Origin of the sequence: Yoonia sp. SDW83-1, from assembly GCF_046762885.1 — a bacterium.
In the GTDB taxonomy this organism is placed as follows: domain Bacteria; phylum Pseudomonadota; class Alphaproteobacteria; order Rhodobacterales; family Rhodobacteraceae; genus Yoonia.
Genome location: NZ_JBKQXO010000006.1, coordinates 112,481 through 130,417 on the forward strand (window position 1 = coordinate 112,481; position 17,937 = coordinate 130,417).

General features: G+C 57.8%; 11 protein-coding genes. 8 read left to right on the forward strand and 3 right to left on the reverse strand.

Features of this window, described 5'->3' with window-relative positions:
• Positions 1-56: 56 nt before the first annotated feature.
• A complete protein-coding gene (locus ACFWW4_RS09675) occupies positions 57-3,200 on the reverse strand; it encodes an efflux RND transporter permease subunit (RefSeq protein ID WP_411890654.1) in 3,144 nt (1,047 codons plus the stop codon).
• A 13-nt stretch (positions 3,201-3,213) separates the two neighbouring features.
• Positions 3,214-4,359 (reverse strand): efflux RND transporter periplasmic adaptor subunit, encoded by a 1,146-nt coding sequence (locus ACFWW4_RS09680; protein ID WP_411890655.1) that lies wholly within the window; start codon positions 4,357-4,359, stop codon positions 3,214-3,216.
• A gap of 124 nt (positions 4,360-4,483) precedes the next feature.
• On the opposite strand from ACFWW4_RS09680, the gene ACFWW4_RS09685 reads away from it, so the two are divergent.
• Both ACFWW4_RS09685 and ACFWW4_RS09690 read left to right on the forward strand, forming a co-directional pair.
• Positions 4,484-5,110, forward strand: a complete 627-nt coding sequence (locus tag ACFWW4_RS09685; protein ID WP_411890656.1) for a TetR/AcrR family transcriptional regulator — start codon at positions 4,484-4,486, stop codon at positions 5,108-5,110.
• A 196-nt stretch (positions 5,111-5,306) separates the two neighbouring features.
• Positions 5,307-7,154: an extracellular solute-binding protein gene (locus tag ACFWW4_RS09690; protein WP_411890657.1), complete on the forward strand. Its 1,848-nt coding sequence runs from the start codon at positions 5,307-5,309 to the stop codon at positions 7,152-7,154.
• A gap of 48 nt (positions 7,155-7,202) precedes the next feature.
• Here the strand turns inward: ACFWW4_RS09690 and ACFWW4_RS09695 are convergent, their stop codons facing one another.
• Positions 7,203-7,757: a cupin domain-containing protein gene (locus tag ACFWW4_RS09695; protein WP_411890658.1), complete on the reverse strand. Its 555-nt coding sequence runs from the start codon at positions 7,755-7,757 to the stop codon at positions 7,203-7,205.
• A gap of 221 nt (positions 7,758-7,978) precedes the next feature.
• On the opposite strand from ACFWW4_RS09695, the gene gabT reads away from it, so the two are divergent.
• From gabT to ACFWW4_RS09725, 6 genes are all read left to right on the forward strand, one after another.
• Complete coding sequence (gene gabT / locus ACFWW4_RS09700) at positions 7,979-9,364, forward strand: 4-aminobutyrate--2-oxoglutarate transaminase (RefSeq protein ID WP_411890659.1); 1,386 nt, start codon at positions 7,979-7,981, stop codon at positions 9,362-9,364.
• Positions 9,365-9,795: 431 nt separating this feature from the next.
• Positions 9,796-10,752, forward strand: a complete 957-nt coding sequence (locus ACFWW4_RS09705; RefSeq protein WP_411890660.1) for a TAXI family TRAP transporter solute-binding subunit — start codon at positions 9,796-9,798, stop codon at positions 10,750-10,752.
• A gap of 105 nt (positions 10,753-10,857) precedes the next feature.
• On the forward strand, positions 10,858-13,629 hold the full coding sequence (locus tag ACFWW4_RS09710; RefSeq protein WP_411890661.1) for a TRAP transporter permease: 2,772 nt from the start codon (positions 10,858-10,860) through the stop codon (positions 13,627-13,629).
• A gap of 12 nt (positions 13,630-13,641) precedes the next feature.
• Positions 13,642-14,073: a universal stress protein gene (locus tag ACFWW4_RS09715; protein ID WP_393930712.1), complete on the forward strand. Its 432-nt coding sequence runs from the start codon at positions 13,642-13,644 to the stop codon at positions 14,071-14,073.
• 68 nt (positions 14,074-14,141) lie between these two features.
• Positions 14,142-15,116, forward strand: coding sequence for a carbon-nitrogen hydrolase family protein (locus ACFWW4_RS09720; RefSeq protein WP_393930714.1), 975 nt, complete (start codon positions 14,142-14,144; stop codon positions 15,114-15,116).
• Positions 15,117-15,188: 72 nt separating this feature from the next.
• Entirely contained in the window at positions 15,189-17,930 is a 2,742-nt protein-coding gene (locus ACFWW4_RS09725) for an aminotransferase class I/II-fold pyridoxal phosphate-dependent enzyme (protein ID WP_411890662.1), read from the forward strand.
• The last annotated feature ends 7 nt before the right edge of the window (positions 17,931-17,937 follow it).

The following is a 17,937-nucleotide window of genomic DNA, read 5'->3' on the forward strand; positions in this document are numbered from 1 at the left end:
TGCGGTTTTTGCGGGCGGCGCGTCATATAGGTCGAATGGTGATCGTGTCCTCAGGACTATTCCGCAGCAATCCTGAGAGATGCAGTCACATCATCTGCGCGGTGGCTGTGCCGGACATCTTCCTTCGCCCTTTGCCGCCGGTGGATGAGGGCGAAAACCGGTGGTGTGAAGTAGAATGACACCACTGTCGACAACAGCACCCCACCTGCGATCGCCACTGCGAAGGGCGGCCAGAAGGCACCACCCCCGAGGATCAAGGGCAGGAACCCTCCAAACGTTGTGATCGTGGTCGAAACGATGTGCCGGCTGGATCCCGTCACAACGCGGGCCATAGCGTCACGGTCGCCTGCGCTAGCGTCTTCATCCTGCTGCAATGCCGTCAGGATGATGATGGCCGCGTTGATCGACACCCCGATAGAGCCGATGACCCCGATGATCGCCTGGATGCCAAACGGATACTGCATGATGGCAAGCGACAGCATCGACAGGCCCGCAGACAGAACGCAGACGATCAGCGCGACCACCGTCAGACGGAAGGAATTGAAGGTCAGCGCGATGGTCGCAATGGTCAGGGTCACGATCAGGCCCACAGAGGCCAGCAGATTGCCCACGGTATTGGACCGTGCATCGCTATCGCCGCCAAGTTCAAGCGTGTAGCCAGATGGCAGCGCGAACCCGCGTTCATCAAGGGCGGTGAGGACATCCTGCAGTGCTTCTTCGGGCAGGACACCCCGTACGATAAAGGCCTGTATCGTGTTTTCGCGAATGCCATCGCTGCGGGTGATGACGCTTTCGGATGGTTCAACGACAGGCGTTGCCAGTTCGGACAGTGGGACCGCCGGAAAAGCACCGGTTGCAGATACGGCCGCCGCATTTGGCAAGAGGATCGGCATGTCAGAGATCGCCTGCAGATCGCCCCGCAGCCCGTCGCCCATGCGCACGCGGACCGGCAATTGTTCGGTGCCTTCGACAAGCGACCCCCCCGTCAACCCGACCAGAGCGGTGTTCATCTGGCCTGCGATATCTGCCACATCAAGGCCAAGCAGACGCGCCTTGACCTCATCAATCTGGAACCGCAGTTGCGGTGCGCCGCCATTCACACCCGCACGGGCCTGTGTCACAAGATCAAGGTCAGCCATAATCCCGCGAACCTCATCACCAAGCCGCCGCAGGGTCGCAATGTCCTGTCCTTTGATGGTGATTTCAACGGGGGCATCGACAGGCGGGCCCTGAACCAGCCCGCGCACGATGACTTGTGCATCCGGGAATTGCGCGTCGAACTCGACTTGTAACTGACTGACCAGACGGGCCGCATCGGCATCAGTCTTTGTGGTCACCATCGCCTGACCAAAGCCGGGTTCCTGCGACCGGTTGCCCACGATGTTGTAGTAGAATGCCGGCCCTGATTGCCCGATGGTCCAGTAGATGCTTTCGACACCCTCATCGGCGCGGATCAGTGCATCCATCTGCTGTGCCGTCTCTTGCGTGTTTGCAATGGCGGAGCCCGAGGCCATGTCGATTTCGATATAGAACTGGTTCCGCTCAACGCCCGGGAAGAATTGGGCGGTCAGTGTGGGGAAGGCTGCAAAGCCCATGACCGGCAGGATCAGCGAAACAGCGATGGCCCGCAGGGGGTTTTTGACCGCCAGCCGGATTGAACTTTCGAACAACCGGCCAAGCGCGGGAAACGATATGCCACGGCTGAAGAAATTACCTTTTTCCGCAGTGGGCAGAATCCATCCAGCAAGGGCCGGCGTGACTGTCAGCGCGATGAGAAAGGACCAAACCAGCATCAGAACCACCGCAATGGCGATTGATCCGACAAAATCACCGGCAGGACCAGGCAGCAGGATCATCGGGGTGAAGGCGAGCGCGGTTGTCACGGTAGAGGCAAGCAATGGTGCGGACAGACGCCTGACCGCGTCGCGTACGGCCTGCGCCCGTTCCATGCCAGCCTGCAGGCGACGGCGGACTTCGTCAGTCATCACGATCGCCGCGTCGACAAGCAGGCCGAGGGCCACGATCAGACCGGTGACTGACATCTGGTGGATTGGCAGCCCGATGAAATTCATCGTTGCCAAGGTGGCAAGGGACACGACGGGCAAAACCAACGCAACGATCGCCGCCGCCCGAATGCCCAGCGTGATCAGCAGAACCATCACCACGAGACCGACGCCGATCGCCATGTTCGTCCCGACACTTGCCAGGCGGTCGAGCGTGTAGACGCTTTGATCAAAGAGAAGCGTTTCCTCGATCCCGAGTGGGATTTGATCCGCCCCGGCGGCCAGTTCGTCGCGCACGAAAGTCATCCAGCGGTCGATCTGTACGCCGTCCTGCGCCAGCACACCGACAAGAATGGCCGGTTTGCCGTTCGCAATGGCAATTTCGGACGCCGGACTGCGCGGGCCGCGGTCAATCCGGGCGATGTCACCAAGCGTGACGGTGCTGCCGACGCTGTTTTCGCGCAGCACCACCTGGCGCAGCCGGTCGAGCGTTTCGATTTCGCCGGTGACGTTGATTGTCAGATCCACATCACCTTGCAGGCGACCTGACTGGACCTTGCCATCCGCGTCCGCAATGCGACTGGAAATCTCGGCGGCGGTGAGGCCAAGGGCGGCCGCCTTGGTTGGATCAACACTGATCAGGACCTCTTCTTCGGGAACACCAAAGAAATCAACAGCGCGGGTAGAAGGGATGGACCGCAGCCTGTCCCCTAGCGCATCCGCGTGCCGCGACAATACCGTCAGGGGCATGTCGGGTTCTGACGCGGTCACAGAGATGACCGCAGAATAGGCCGAGATACCTTCCGCGTTGAAATCAGGCGCCAGAACCCCGGTGGGGAAGTTGCGCCGCGCGTCTTCGACGGCATCGCGGGCTTCTGACCAGACCTGTTCAATTGTGGCTTCGTCAAGTGTTTCCTGCAGCTCCACCGATACGACCGACACGCCCGAACGCGACACAGATGACACGGTGTCGACCTCGGCAATCGTCCTCAACTCCTCTTCTATTTCCGCTGTGATCAGCGCCTCCACCCGTTCCGGGTCAGCGCCGGGGAACTGGGTAGTGACGGTAGCGAAAAGGTTGGTGATTGTGGGGTCCTCCTGCCGCCCAAGCGACAGAAGCGATGACATCCCCGCCGAGACCAGAACCAGAATGATCAGGGCAACAAGGCGTGGTTGGCGGAAGGTGAGCGTTTCCATGATCCCGGCCCCTTCAAAGCGTGTTTTTGGTGGTGACTTGCTGACCGACGGTGACCCGCTGCGGGCCTGCGTCGATCAGTTGTGTGCCGTCCGGGAATGCGCCCCGAACAAAGACGCGGTCGCTTTCGGCGTGCAGGATCTCTACCGATGCGGCGCGAACGATATCATCAGGATCCACGGTCAGGATGGTCCATTGGCCGCGCACCCCTTCCTTCAGGCTGGTGGTTGGCAGCCACAAGCCCGGGATATCAATCGTTTCGGTTACGATCAGGCGGGCGGTCTGGCCGAACGCAAGTTGCGTGTCGGTGTCGATTTCAAAAACCGCTGTTCTGGTGCGCGTCACCGGATCGATATCCGGGCGGAGCGTGACAAGGGTGGCCGTGTGGGCCGCGCCATCAACCTCAATCGTGGGTTTGCCAAGTCGGGCGTCGGTCAGATCAAGCGGAACACCGATGCGCACTTGTGGCTTGCGCAATTCGACAAGGCCAAAAACGCGCTGCCCGGCGCCCAGTGTTTCGCCGCCATCAACCAGACGCTCGGTCACGCGCCCATCAAACGGTGCGGTAATCTGCGATTTTGCAATGCGGATCGCAACGTTTTCGAGAGAGGCGTCAATTTCGGCGATCCGTGCGCGCAGTTCGTCCTGCCGCGACAGCGCCTCATCAAGACCGGCCTGGCTGGCAAAACCGCGCTGGTTCAATTCCGCGTTTCGCGCCACGGTCTGTTCGGCAAAGCGTAGCTGCGCCTCGGCGGCACTGCGCGACGCTGTTAGGCGTGTCCGCTCTGAGATCAGTAAGGACAAATCCTGGCTGGCGAGAATCTGACCCTTTTCGACCCAATCACCTTCGTTTGCGGTGATTTCGCTGAGCCGTCCCGGCAGTTCGAAGGAGAGCGAAACAGTTTTTTGCGGCTCGACCTGTCCGACAAAGGCGCGCGTCACATCGTAGCCGTTTTCCACGATCAGGGGTGAGGTTGAGACAGGGATCAGCGGTGCTGCATCCGGTGCAGGGGCTGCATCGGCGCGTTGCGCCAGCTCAGAGGATCCGAATTGCACCGCAAACACTGCGCCTGCGACAACGAGAAGCGTCAGAGCAACCCGGCCAATCAGGCGGACACCGCCCCAGATCTTTCCCATGACGCTGCGTATTTCATTCTGCATCTGATCGTTTCCCATTGCTGAATCGCTGCAAAGTTAGTGTGACTAACATATGTTAGAAGTTCTTACTTTGACAAGTAGTACGTGATCTGAGAAAATTCAGATCAGCAAAAGAATGGAAAAAATGATGGCAAAGACGGTTGAGGCAACCGGCAAAGAACCACTGCAGAAGGCCCGCTATCATCATGGTGATTTGCGGGCGGGTCTGATTGAGGCAACGCGCCGTCTGGTCGAGGAGAAGGGGCCGGATGGTTTTTCGGTGTCTGATGCATGCAGATTGGCCGGCGTATCGACCGCCGCGCCTTACAAGCATTTCAAAAACAAGGATGAAATGCTTGTCGCCATGGTGTTGGAGGGGATGGTGCGGCACCGCGAAAACATGTTCGCCGCCTTGGAAGGGATCCCGCCGGGATCGCCGCAAAGGGTTCAGGCGCTGGGCAAGGAATATGTCACATTCGCGTTGCGCGAGCCGGGTGTTTTCCGGCTCAAATTCGGCGGATTTACCGACGGCCTGAATGATGAGCGATTAAAGGCCGCTGGCGAACAGACCTTTGGGATTGTGCTGCAAGAGGTCGCGCTTTGTCTGGGCGAGGATGACATCACGCAGGAGGTTCGCAAGCGTGGTTTCATGCTGTGGAGCTTTGTCCATGGCCTGTCATTCATCCTTTATGACAAGGACATGACCGAGATGGGCGGCGGCGTTGATCTGGATGGATTGCTGGCCGACATTGCAGAGCGGGTGCTGTCCGACTGAAGCGGCGGGAAACCGGTCGGTTGGATGGCGCAGGTCGAGACATGCTGTGCGCTTGAACAGGCGCAACCTGCAAATTCGTCCAGCGTCGATGGATCACCGACCGCTCGGTGCCCGTGCAGCAATTTGACTGCTGGACCTTGATCCGTGCAAATGCTCCACTTGCAGAATTGGGATGAAGCCAGTGCGGGGGTACAAGATGAAATTGCACATTTCTACATTTCTGGCGATGGTCGCGTGTGCCGCGCCTGCGTTTGCAGAGGTGACGATCAGCCATGGTTACTCCGCCTTTGGCGATCTGAAATATGGCCCAGATTTCACCCATTTTGACTATGCCAATCACGACGCGCCGCAAGGTGGGACGATGAGCCAGCGTCAGCTTTATGGTACGCCGACATTCGACAGTCTTAATATCTTCATCATCAAGGGCGACTCAGCGCCGGAGATTGGTCACCATGTCTACGACGGTTTGATGGTCCGTGCCTATGACGAACCTGACGCGATTTACGGCCTAATCGCCGAGACCATTGAGTATCCCGATGACCTGTCCTACGTCGCGTTCAATATGCGCCCCGAGGCGCGTTTTCATGACGGTGAGCCTGTCACGGCGCAGGACGTTGTTTTCACGATCAATGCGCTCAAGACCGAGGGTCATCCCTATTACCGCAACTTGCTGTCTGATGTGCTATTGGTCGAGGCTGAAACCGACTTGCGGGTCCGGTTTGACCTGGCCCCTGGCGCTGGCGCCTTTCCTGCGGAAATCGCTGAGTTACCTGTACTGCCTGAGCATTTCTATGATGAAAACCCGTTTGATGAGACATGGATCACGCGCCCACTTGGGTCCGGTCCTTACGAGGTTGATACACTCGATGCGCCCCGCACGATCACGTTCTGCAAGGATCCCGATTATTGGGCCGCCGACCTGCCGGTGAATGCCGGACGGAACAATTTTGATTGCTTCGCCTATGAATACTTCGCTGATGATACCGTGGGGTTGGAGGCGTTTGCCGCCGGTGAATATCTGATGCGGGTTGAAAATCGCGCGGCGTCCTGGGCAACAGCTTATGATTTTCCGGCGGCACAAAGCGGCTGGGTCAAGCAGGTTTTGCTGCCTGATGGACGACCCTCAAGTGCGCAGGGCATCTGGTTCAACATGCGGCGCCCGGTCTTGCAGGATATCCGGGTGCGTCAGGCGCTGGAATATGCCTTCAATTTCCAGTGGACGAATGAAACGCTGTTTTACGGCACATACAAGCGCAGTGACAGTTTCTTTGAAAATACCGAAATGCAGGCATCTGGCGTGCCGGAAGGCGCGGAGCTGGCGATCCTCGAAGAATTCCGTGATCAACTGCCGTCAGAGATTTTCACCGAGCCAGCACATGTTCCCTATGATGGCGGTCCGAGCCCGCGCGACCGTGCGGCATTGCGCGAGGCGTCGAGATTGCTTGACGAGGCAGGCTGGCTTGCAGGTGATGACGGGATGCGCCGGAATGCCGCCGGTCAGCTATTGTCGCTCGAATTTCCAGATGACAGTCGCAGCCTTGAAAGGATCCTCGTTCCGTTTATCGAAAACCTGCAAAGTTTGGGTATCGACGTTGAACTTGAACTGATTGATCCCAGTGCCTGGAGCGAACGGCGAGAGAGTTATGACTTTGACCTGTCATTCACGGCATGGGGGGTCAAGGTTACGCCGGGGGCAGAATTGCGGGCCTTTTATGGGTCCAGAGCGGCTGCCGCGAGAGGAAGTAACAACCTGACAGGGCTGGCAGACCCGGTTGTGGACGCGCTAATCGAACAGGTGGTTGCGGCTGAGACACGCGATGAACTAGTGGCGGCAACCCGCGCGCTTGATCGGGTTTTGCGATCAAAACATATCTGGATCGGCACCTGGTATCTGGGTACCCATCGTGTCGCGATCTGGGATGTCTTTGGCATCCCTGAAGAACCTGCCCCCTATGACTTCAACCGCGGTGTCGATTTCTGGTGGTTTGATCGTGACAAGTATCAGATGCTTGTCGGGGCAGGTGCACTTGACGGCGGATTGTGAGCTCTGCGTGAGTGCCGGATGCGGAGGTTTTGGCACCTGCCGTCCTGATCAAAATGTCGGCGGTGTACAGGCGCTGATGATCCGGCAGGGTGTCTTGCCGGTGTTGCGAAACCGGTGGGGCAGGCGGCTGTCAAAAAGGTAACCTTCACCCGCGCGCAGCACCCGGACCTGATCACCAACGGTCACTTCAATCTCTCCCTCTGTCACGATCCCGGCTTCTTCACCGGCATGGGTCAGCAATTCCGGGCCGGTGTCGGCATCGGGGGGATAAGTTTCGTCAAGGATTTGCAGCGTATGGCTGCTGGCATTGCCAAGCTGGCGCAGTGACACCGCTGTTTGCCCGGACTGGGGGGCGATTTCGGTGAACTCATCAACAGTATAGAAGTATTTGGTCGGTTCCGCCTCTTCGATGGTGGCAAAGAACTCGGCAATGCTCATCGGAATCGCGTCGAGCAGGCTTTTGAGAGAGGCAACCGAAGGGCTGGTTTTGTTCTGTTCGATCAACGAAACGGTACCGTTGGTCAGACCGGCCCGCGCGGCAAGTTCCCGCTGGGACAGACCGTGCGCCTTGCGCAAATCCTGCAGTCGTTTTCCGATATCCACCCGCGATCCCTTACCAGTTTTGTTTTTATGTCGTCAGATCAAGCTAGTACAACCTGGTCCATGCCGAAACCTGTTTGATGATGCAAATGAAGCAGTCCAACTGGACCGAAAGAACAGACGGTTCTGGCGCGATCAATTCCCATTGACAGATAAAATAAACGAAGTATGAGAATTTTAAACACCTGTTGAGCCGTATTTCCCTTTGCAAGGATACCCCAGACATGACTAGCACAGTTAAAAAGAAACCCCGCAAGTCTCCCGCGAAACGCAAGCCCAACATCTCGGTCGTGCCGGATGTTGTGGTCGATGCGAAAACCAACGCAGATCTGCTCGTCCGTCGCGAGGCCGCAGTGGCACGCGGCGTGGCTTCGGCAGCGCCGATTTTCGCGGATCACGCAGAGAATTCAGAGCTTTGGGATGTCGAAGGCAAGCGGTATATCGACTTTGCTGGCGGGATTGCGGTGCTGAACACTGGTCATCGCCACCCCAAGGTGGTTGCCGCCGCAAAGGCGCAAGAGGATCATTATACCCATACCAGTTTCCAGGTGGTGCCTTACGAGCCCTATGTGGCGCTGGCTGAAAAGCTGAACGCGCTGGCCCCCGGTGATCACGTCAAAAAATCGCTTTTGGTCACCACAGGGGCCGAAGCTGTCGAAAACGCCGTCAAGATCGCGCGGGCTGCGACAGGACGTCCGGGCGTCATCGCGTTTACCGGTGGTTATCACGGTCGCACATTGCTGACCTTGGGCATGACAGGCAAGATTTCACCCTACAAGAAAGACGTGGGCCCGTTCCCGTCGGACATCTACCGCGCGCCATTCCCCAGCGTGCGCGACGAGATCACGGTGCAGGATGCGCTGACCGGGTTGCAGAACCTGTTTCTGACCGATGCGCAGCCAGAGCGGGTTGCGGCGATTATCATCGAACCTGTTTTGGGCGAGGGGGGGTATACCCCTGTGCCGTTCGAGATGATGCAGGCCCTGCGCGAGATTTGTGACACCCATGGCATTCTGTTGATCGCTGACGAAATTCAGGCAGGCTTTGGCCGGACTGGCACATGGTTTGCTATTGAGCATTCGGGTGTCGTGCCTGATCTGATCACCGTCGCAAAATCTATGGCGGGTGGCTATCCGATTGCCGGTGTGATTGGCCGGGCCGAGTTGATGGATGCCGTCATCCCCGGTGGTCTGGGTGGCACATATGGTGGCAACCCGGTCGCGTGCGCGGCTGCGTTGGCCGCGATTGAGGCGATCGAGGAAGAGGGGTTGCTGGCCCGCTCGACAGCCTTGGGTGAGCATTTCCGCGCTCGGTTTGCCGAGATTGGCGCGCGCGTCGCCCCTTACCGCATGTGGGATATTCGCGGCCTTGGCGCGATGCTGGCGGTTGAGTTCGTGACGGATTTCGAAACGGCAACGCCTGATGCGGCTTTGACCAAGGCAGTCGTCGCCCATGCGCTGCAGCGTGGTCTGATCCTGTTGGCCTGTGGGATGCATGGCAATGCATTGCGGATCATGGTGCCGCTGACGGCATCAGACGCGATCATCGACGAAGGCCTCGCGATCTTTGAAGAGGCGCTGGCGGCAGCGGTCGCAGAATTGCAAGGCTGATTGCCTTTGAAACCTTTGGAAAGGGCGGGTCCAGCGACCCGCCCTTTTTCGTTATGTTGCAATCTGATCCTGGACTAATCATCTGAAACATCCACCTTCCGCTGGGATCGGCCATTCATTTTTCCACATGTCCGTAAGCGTTCAGAGATCGACCGGCCCGGTGATTTCGGTGCGATTTCACGCGATTCACCGTCGAATTGTTCAAAATATTAAACAATACTGCCGTCGCGTAAGGAATTTGGTTGCAGGAATCGCAACGCCTTGTCAGTCTCATGCAAGGCCAGCCGCTTTTACGGCGATGTGTTGATCATAAGACAACGCCGGTAATTTGCGCCAAGTTGGGCAGGGGCGTTCAAACACCCTGAGCCCACGCCGGAAACTGATCCTCGCTCAACGAGGGCGTATCACGATTATGAAACTGGGAGTAAATCATGAAAGTTTTTAAGTACCTTGCCTTTGCGGGGGCCATGATGGCCGGGTCCGCATCATCAGCGCAGGAGCAATTCATCACCATTGGCACAGGTGGCCAGACCGGAGTTTACTTTGTGGTGGGTCAGTCGATCTGCCGGCTTGTGAACCGCGGCACTGCTGATCACAACCTGAAATGCACGGCCCCGTCCACTGGCGGGTCTATCGCCAATATCAATGCGATCATGGCAGGTGACATGGATATGGGCGTGGCCCAGTCCGACTGGCAGTATCACGCATATAACGGCACATCCGAATTCGAAGACAACCAGTTCGAAGGCGCGCGCGCCGTATTTTCCGTTCATGGTGAGCCATTTACGGTGATTGCTCGTGCCGACGCCGGGATCACCACATTCGAGGACCTCAAAGGCAAACGGGTCAATATCGGTAACCCCGGTTCCGGTCAGTATGCAACCATGCAGGTCGTGATGGATGCGCTTGGCTGGACGATGGATGATTTCGCCTTGGCATCCGAGCTGAAGCCGGCCGAACAGGCAGCCGCACTTGGTGACAACAAGGTCGATGCGATCATCTACACTGTTGGTCATCCCAACGGGTCCATTCAGGAAGCCGTATCAACCGTTGATGCGGTTCTGGTGCCGGTCACCGGCCCCGAGATTGATCAGCTGATCGCTGACAATCCCTATTATGCCGCTGCCACGGTGCCGGGCGGTATGTATGAAGGATCGCCTGATGACGTGCAGACCTTTGGTGTGAAGGCGACATTTGTGACCTCTGCCGATGTGGATGACGATGTTGTCTATCAGACCGTCAAAGCCGTTTTCGACAATTTTGACCGGTTCAAGCGTCTTCACCCTGCGTTTGAAAATTTAACCGAAGAGCAGATGATCCAGGATGGCCTGTCTGCTCCGCTGCACCCCGGCGCAGAGCGTTACTACAAGGAACGCGGCTGGATGTAAGCTGGACGTTTCGTGAGGACAAACGGTGCGGCGGGCCCTGCCTGGCGCACCGGATAGCAGGGACAATTGACGACGCGCCCGCGAATTGGGCCGCAGGGGGATGACATGTCTGACAATCCAAACCAACAGCAGGCCGCTGCGGTCGAAAATGCTGCAGACGGGCGCGGCGGATTAAGCCAGGAAGAACTGGATGCGCTGGTTGCTTCCTCTGACACTGGCGGACGCGGGGCAGCAGGTGCAGTCGGGATCTTTCTGACATGTACCGCGCTGGCATGGTCGTTGTTCCAGCTTTGGATTGCATCGCCCATCCCATTCATGGTTGGTTTTGGCGTTTTCAATGATACTGAAAGCCGGTCCATCCATCTGGCTTTCGCGCTGTTTCTTGCTTTTGCGGCCTTTCCTGCCGCCCGCACAAAATTTCAGTTGGGACTAGGCGTTGCCGTCCCGTTGATTCTCGCGTTCCTGTTCATGACGGGGGCCAAGGAACAAACAGCGACCTGGTGGATTCCGATAGTTGCCTTGGCCGTTGTGGCCACCATCGTTCTGGGGTCTCCCAAAGATCGCGTTCCCATCTGGGAATGGGCGTTGGCGGTTGTGGGGGCGTTGGCTGCCCTTTATCTGTTTGTTTACTATCGCGAGATCTCGGGCCGTGTCGGCGCGCCCATCATGCAGGATTTCGTGGTAGCGGTGATCGGCCTGATGCTGCTGCTTGAGGCGACACGCCGTGCGCTTGGGCCGGCCTTGATGATCGTCGCATCCGTATTTCTGATCTACACGGTGCTGGGGCCATATATGCCCAGCATCATCGCCCATAAGGGCGCCAGCCTGTCCGAGATCGTCAATCACCAGTGGATCACCACCGAAGGTGTGTTTGGCATCGCCTTGGGTGTTTCAACCTCTTTCGTGTTCCTGTTCGTCTTGTTCGGCTCGCTGTTGGACCGCGCCGGGGCTGGTAACTATTTCATTCAGGTGGCGTTCAGTCTGATGGGCCACCTCAAGGGCGGTCCCGCAAAGGCGGCTGTGGTCTCATCCGCAATGACCGGGCTGATTTCGGGCTCTTCGATCGCCAACGTGGTGACAACCGGCACCTTTACCATCCCGCTCATGAAGAAGGTCGGCTTTAACTCCGAAAAGGCTGGCGCGGTCGAGGTGGCAAGTTCCGTCAACGGACAGATCATGCCGCCCGTGATGGGGGCTGCGGCCTTTTTGATGGTCGAATATGTGGGCATCCCCTATTTCGACGTGGTCAAGCACGCCTTTTTGCCTGCGGTGATTTCCTACATCGCGCTGGTCTATATCGTGCATCTGGAAGCGCTGAAGGCCGGTATGGAAGGCCTGCCGCGCGCCTATGAGCCCAAGCCGATTGTGCGCCGCCTGATCGGCATCGCGTTCACTATCGCCGCGATCTGCGCGATTTCCTTTGTCGTCTATTACGGCATGGGCTGGATTCGCCCGGCCTTCCCCGAGACGGCGGGTTACATCATCTTTGCCTTCCTGACGCTCGTCTATATCGGACTGTTGTTCGTCGCATCGAAGGAAGAGCCGCTGGAACTTGACGATCCGAATGCCCCGGTCACGACGCTGCCATTGCCGGGACCGACTGTCCGGTCTGGCCTTCACTTCATCTTGCCGGTCGTTGTGCTGGTCTGGGCGCTGATGGTGGATCGCTTGTCGCCCGGCCTGTCGGCTTTCTGGGCAACGGCCTATATGGTGTTCATCCTTGTCACCCAGCGCCCACTGATGGCGCTGATGCGGGGTGATACGGCGTTCGGCGGTGCTGTTGTGCAAGGTCTGAAAGACCTGATCGACGGGCTGGAAACCGGCGCGCGCAACATGATCGGGATCGGCATTGCGACAGCAACCGCAGGTATCATTGTCGGCGCGGTCAGCCAGACCGGTGTGGGGTCCGCCTTGGCTGATGTGGTCGAGGTGCTTTCGGGCGGCAACATTCTGGCGATCCTGTTCCTGACGGCGATCCTGTCGCTGATCCTTGGGATGGGCTTGCCGACAACGGCGAACTATATCGTGGTGTCGGCGCTGCTGGCTCCGGTGATTGTAACCCTTGGCCAGCAGAACGGGCTGATTGTGCCACTGATCGCGGTGCACCTCTTCGTGTTCTACTTCGGGATCATGGCCGATGTGACGCCGCCGGTGGGGCTTGCCAGTTTTGCGGCGGCGGCTGTTTCTGGGGGCGATCCCATCAAAACCGGTGTTGTTGCATTTTTCTACAGCTTGCGGACGGCGGCCCTGCCGTTCCTGTTTATCTTCAATACCGAATTGTTGTTGATCGGCGTTGGGTGGGCGCAGGGTATATTCGTGTTCATTGTCGCGACCATAGCGATGCTGCTGTTTGCGGCGGCAACGCAAGGTTGGTTCATGGCCAAAAACCGGTTCTACGAAACCATTGCCCTGCTTTTGATCGCTTTCACCCTTTTCCGACCCGGGTTCTGGATGGACATGATCTATCCCCCCTATAACGAGGTTGATCCGGTCGAAATCGCCGATGCAGCCTTGGCCACGCCTGTTGGTGAAGACCTCAGGCTGCGGGTTGCGGGGATGAACGACCTGGGCGATCCCATCGAATTTGTGGCGATCCTGCCAATTGAAGAGGGGGCGACAGGTGACGAACGGCTGGAAAACGCTGGCCTTCTTTTCCGCAACGAAGGTGAGACGCTGTTCATCGACGATGTGAGCTTTGGCAGTGCCGCAGCCGATGCCGGGCTGGATTGGGATCAAGAGGTGCTACGTGTGCTGCGCCCGGTGGATCAGCCCACCAAGTACCTGATGTTCCTGCCCGCACTGTTGGTGCTGGCACTCATCGTGTTTCTGCAACGCGGGCGCAGTGCCAACGCGGCCCGCAAACCTGCTGCGGCATAGAAAGGACGGACCATGTTCAATACTGTTTTGCTGACCGTCGATCTGAACCACCCTGCATCCTGGAAAAAGGCGCTGCCGCAGGCGGTGGAGCTTGTGCGCGCATCAAGCGGAACGCTGCATATCATGTCCGTGGTACCTGATATGGGCACGCCCTTGGTCGAAGGGTTCTTTCCCGACGATTTTGAGGAAAAGGCCGTGGCTGCCGCCAACAAAGCACTGAATGATCTGGTGGAAAAGGAGATACCAGAGGACGTGCAGGTCAAACAGCATCTGGCCTTTGGCAAGATCCACAAGAAGATTCTGAAAACCATCGGTGAGGTTGAATGCGACCTTGTGGTCATGGCCTCGCATAAACCGGATCGGGTCCGCGAATTCCTTGTCGGATCGAATGCGGACCGTGTTGTCCGAAGGTCACCTGTTTCCGTTTTGGTGGTAAGGGCGTAAAGGGTGCGTGACGCGAAGATTCTGATGGCCAGTGTGGCCCGTCTTCGCCTTCACGGAGAATTTGAGACATGACCCCTTTCGCGATTGCTGGCGTGCAGATGTACGTCAACGCCCTGCAACCCAATGTTGATGGCATGCTGCATCGGCTTGACGTGCTGATGATGCGGTTTCCATGGACCCAGATGGTGCTGTTCAGTGAACTCGCCCCGTTTGGTCCCTTGGAAAAGTACAAGCTGCCACCCGAGAACGAAGTGATTGACCGGTTTTGCGATGCAGCAAGGCGGCACAAGATCTGGCTGATCCCCGGGTCGATGTTTCTGACACATCCCGAAGATGGTCGTGTTTACAACACGTCACTTGTGATCGACCCCGATGGCAATGTCGTTCGCCGTTATGCCAAGATGTTCCCGTTCCTGCCTTATGAGGCCGGCATCGCCGCGGGCACCGAATTCTGCGTCTTCGACGTGCCGGATGTGGGCCGGTTTGGTCTGTCGATCTGCTATGACATGTGGTTTCCGGAAACGACCCGCCAATTGACCAGCCAGGGGGTCGAGGTGCTGTTGCATCCGGTTCTGACGGGAACCACCGACCGTGATGCCGAGTTGGCCATAGCACGTGCGACTGCGGCGCAGTTCCAGTGCTATGTGATTGATGTGAATGGGCTGGGGGCCGGTGGCGTGGGCAAATCGCTTGTGGTTGATCCGACATCGCTGGTGCTGCACCAGTCGGCGGGGCAGGAGGACATGTTCCCGATTGAGGTTGATCTGTCCATGGTCCGCCGTCAGCGCGAAACGGGAATGAAGGGCCTGGGTCAGGTTCTGAAAAGCTTTCGCGACCGCTCTGCCGATTTTTCGGTTTATGATCGCAGCAGTGGCACTGATGCCTATCTGCAGACACTCGGGCCGCTCGAGATACCCCAGCAGGGGTCGCGGGCCGGGCTGCATGTCGATGTACCAGCGGATGCGGAGGCTGAGGCACAGGACCGCCAGCCGAAGCTGGGCTATGGAATTTCGCCCTTTGTGGGCAAGACATCAGGTGGCTGACGCAGGCTGACACGCGGCTTGCCACGCCGCGTATCCATCCCAGCGTCGTCGCCCCAAATGGGAGAACGACCGATGGATTCCGTCAGCGAATACTATTCCGCGACACAATTGCGGGCAGACAGATGGAGCGCGTTGCGCGAGGCGACGACATCCATCTGTCGCGAGCCGAACGGCAAGAAGGCGGCGGCGTTAAAGATACGTATCGCAGACCTTTTTGAATCGCTTGCGCTGATCGAACCCTATTGGGCCTTTCCGGGCATGGCGGCCTTTGACCACATGCGCCGCCAGTTCGAACATGGCAATTTCGAGGATCTGTCCTTTACCACCAACCGCGTGACTCGCGCCCTGACGACCGGGGCCTATCGCAGGCGGACCATCCCGCTGGACCGCGACAGCACCGATGACGAAGAACACAACGATGAGGCGATGCTGTCGCCTGAAGCGCGCGCAATGACACGACCCTATTTCGAGGTGTTGATCGTCGACAACGTGAACGACCATCAGGAACGCTGGCTGAAAAGCAACGTGTCGCGGATGCGCCGCCCCGAGGATCCATACAATTACGAGGCTGTGGTTGTGCCCAGCCTTGAAGATGCTTTGATCGCGGTTTTGTTCAACCACAATATTCAGGCCATTGTGGTTCGCCCCGGGCTGGTTCTGAAATCGAAAAACGCGAACGAAATTCTGAGCAAATATGTCAGCAACGCCAGCGACTCCGAAGCGATCGAGGCGATGCTGCCAGAGGATTACGGACCCGAGCTCTGCCGTCTGATCGCGCGCGTGCGCCCCGAGTTGGATGCTTATCTGGTGACGGAACGGTCGGTCGAGGATATCGCGGGGCTTGATCTTGGGATTTGCAGGCGCGTTTTTTATAATCAGGAAGACTTCATGGAGTTGCACCTGAATATCCTGCGCGGGGTGGCAGCGCGTCATAAGACGCCGTTCTTCACCGCGTTGGTCAATTACTCCAAGCAGCCAACCGGTGTTTTCCATGCGATGCCAATCAGCCGGGGTAAGTCGATCACCCGGTCGCATTGGATCCAGGATATGGGCGCATTTTATGGGCCAAACATCTTTCTAGCGGAAACATCGGCAACGTCTGGTGGACTGGACAGTCTGCTGGAACCGCACGGGCCAATCAAGGAGGCGCAGGAACTGGCCAGTCGGGCCTTTGGATCCAAACAGACCTTCTTTGCAACTAACGGTACATCGACCTGTAACAAAATCGTGGTGCAGGCACTGGTCCGGCCCGGCGATATCGTGCTAGTGGACCGCGATTGCCACAAATCACACCATTACGGCATGGTTCTGGCCGGGGCCGAGGTGGTCTATCTCGATAGCTATCCGCTGAATGAATATTCGATGTATGGTGCTGTCCCGCTGAAGGAAATCAAACATCAGCTACTGGCTCTGAAGGCTGCGGGCAAGCTGGACCGCGTGCGGATGCTGCTTTTGACCAACTGCACCTTTGACGGGCTGGTTTACAACGTTGAACGGGTGATGGAAGAATGCCTGGCAATCAAGAAAGACCTGATTTTCCTGTGGGACGAGGCGTGGTTCGCCTTTGCCCGATTCAGTCCGACCTATCGCCAGCGGACGGCGATGCGCACCGCCAACAACCTGCGCAAGCGGCTGCGAACCGAGGCGCATCAGCGCGCCTATGATGAACAACAGGCCGATCTGGACGATGCGTCCGATGAGGAACTGATCGACACTCGCCTGATCGCACCCCCGGATGCGCGGATCAGGGTCTACGCGACCCAATCGACCCACAAGACGCTGACCTCGTTGCGGCAGGGCTCAATGATCCATGTGAATGATCAGGACTTCAAAGGTGAAGTCGAACAGTCGTTTCACGAGGCGTATATGACCCATACCTCGACCTCGCCCAATTATCAGATCATCGCGTCGCTGGATGTGGGCCGACGACAGGTCGAACTGGAAGGGTTCGAATTTGTCCAGCGCCAGATCGAGGCGGCGATGGCCATGCGCAAGGCGATCACCAGTCATCCCTTGCTGCAGAAGTATTTCCGCGTGCTGACCGCCGGCGACATGATCCCCGAGGCATACCGGCAAAGCGGCGTCAAAAGCTATTTCGACGTCGATCAGGGCTGGACCGATATGTGGGATTGCTGGGAACAGGACGATTTCGTGCTGGATGCCACCCGTGTTACCCTTGCCGTTGGCGGGACAGGTTGGGACGGCGATACATTCAAGAATGATGTGTTGATGGATAAATACGGCATCCAGATCAACAAGACATCCCGCAATACTGTTCTGTTCATGACCAATATCGGGACCACACGGTCGTCTGTGGCCTATCTAATCGAGGTGCTGGTCGAAATTGCCAATGAACTGGATGATCTGCTTGATGATGCATCCAAGATGGAGCGTCTGTCATTTGATCGCCGGGTGAAGAACCTGACGGAAAACTATCCGCCGCTGCCCGATTTCAGCCGGTTCCACGATGCGTTCCGTCCTGATGACCTCACACCGGAAGGGGACATTCGGACCGCCTATTATCTCAGCTATGATGAGGCGAACTGCGACTATCTGGAACTGAATGGATCGCTGAAGGAGGCGATGGATGCCGGGCAGGAGGTCGTATCGGCCAGCTTCATCATCCCCTACCCGCCGGGTTTTCCCATTCTCGTGCCGGGTCAGGTGATCAGCCAGGAAATCCTGTCATTCATGCGCGCGCTAGATGTCAACGAGATCCACGGGTACCGCGCCGATCTGGGTTTGCGCGTCTTCACGGCCGAAGCGCTGGCCGCCCTGCCAAAACCCAAAGCTATCCAAACAGCCGCCGAGTAAGAAAAGG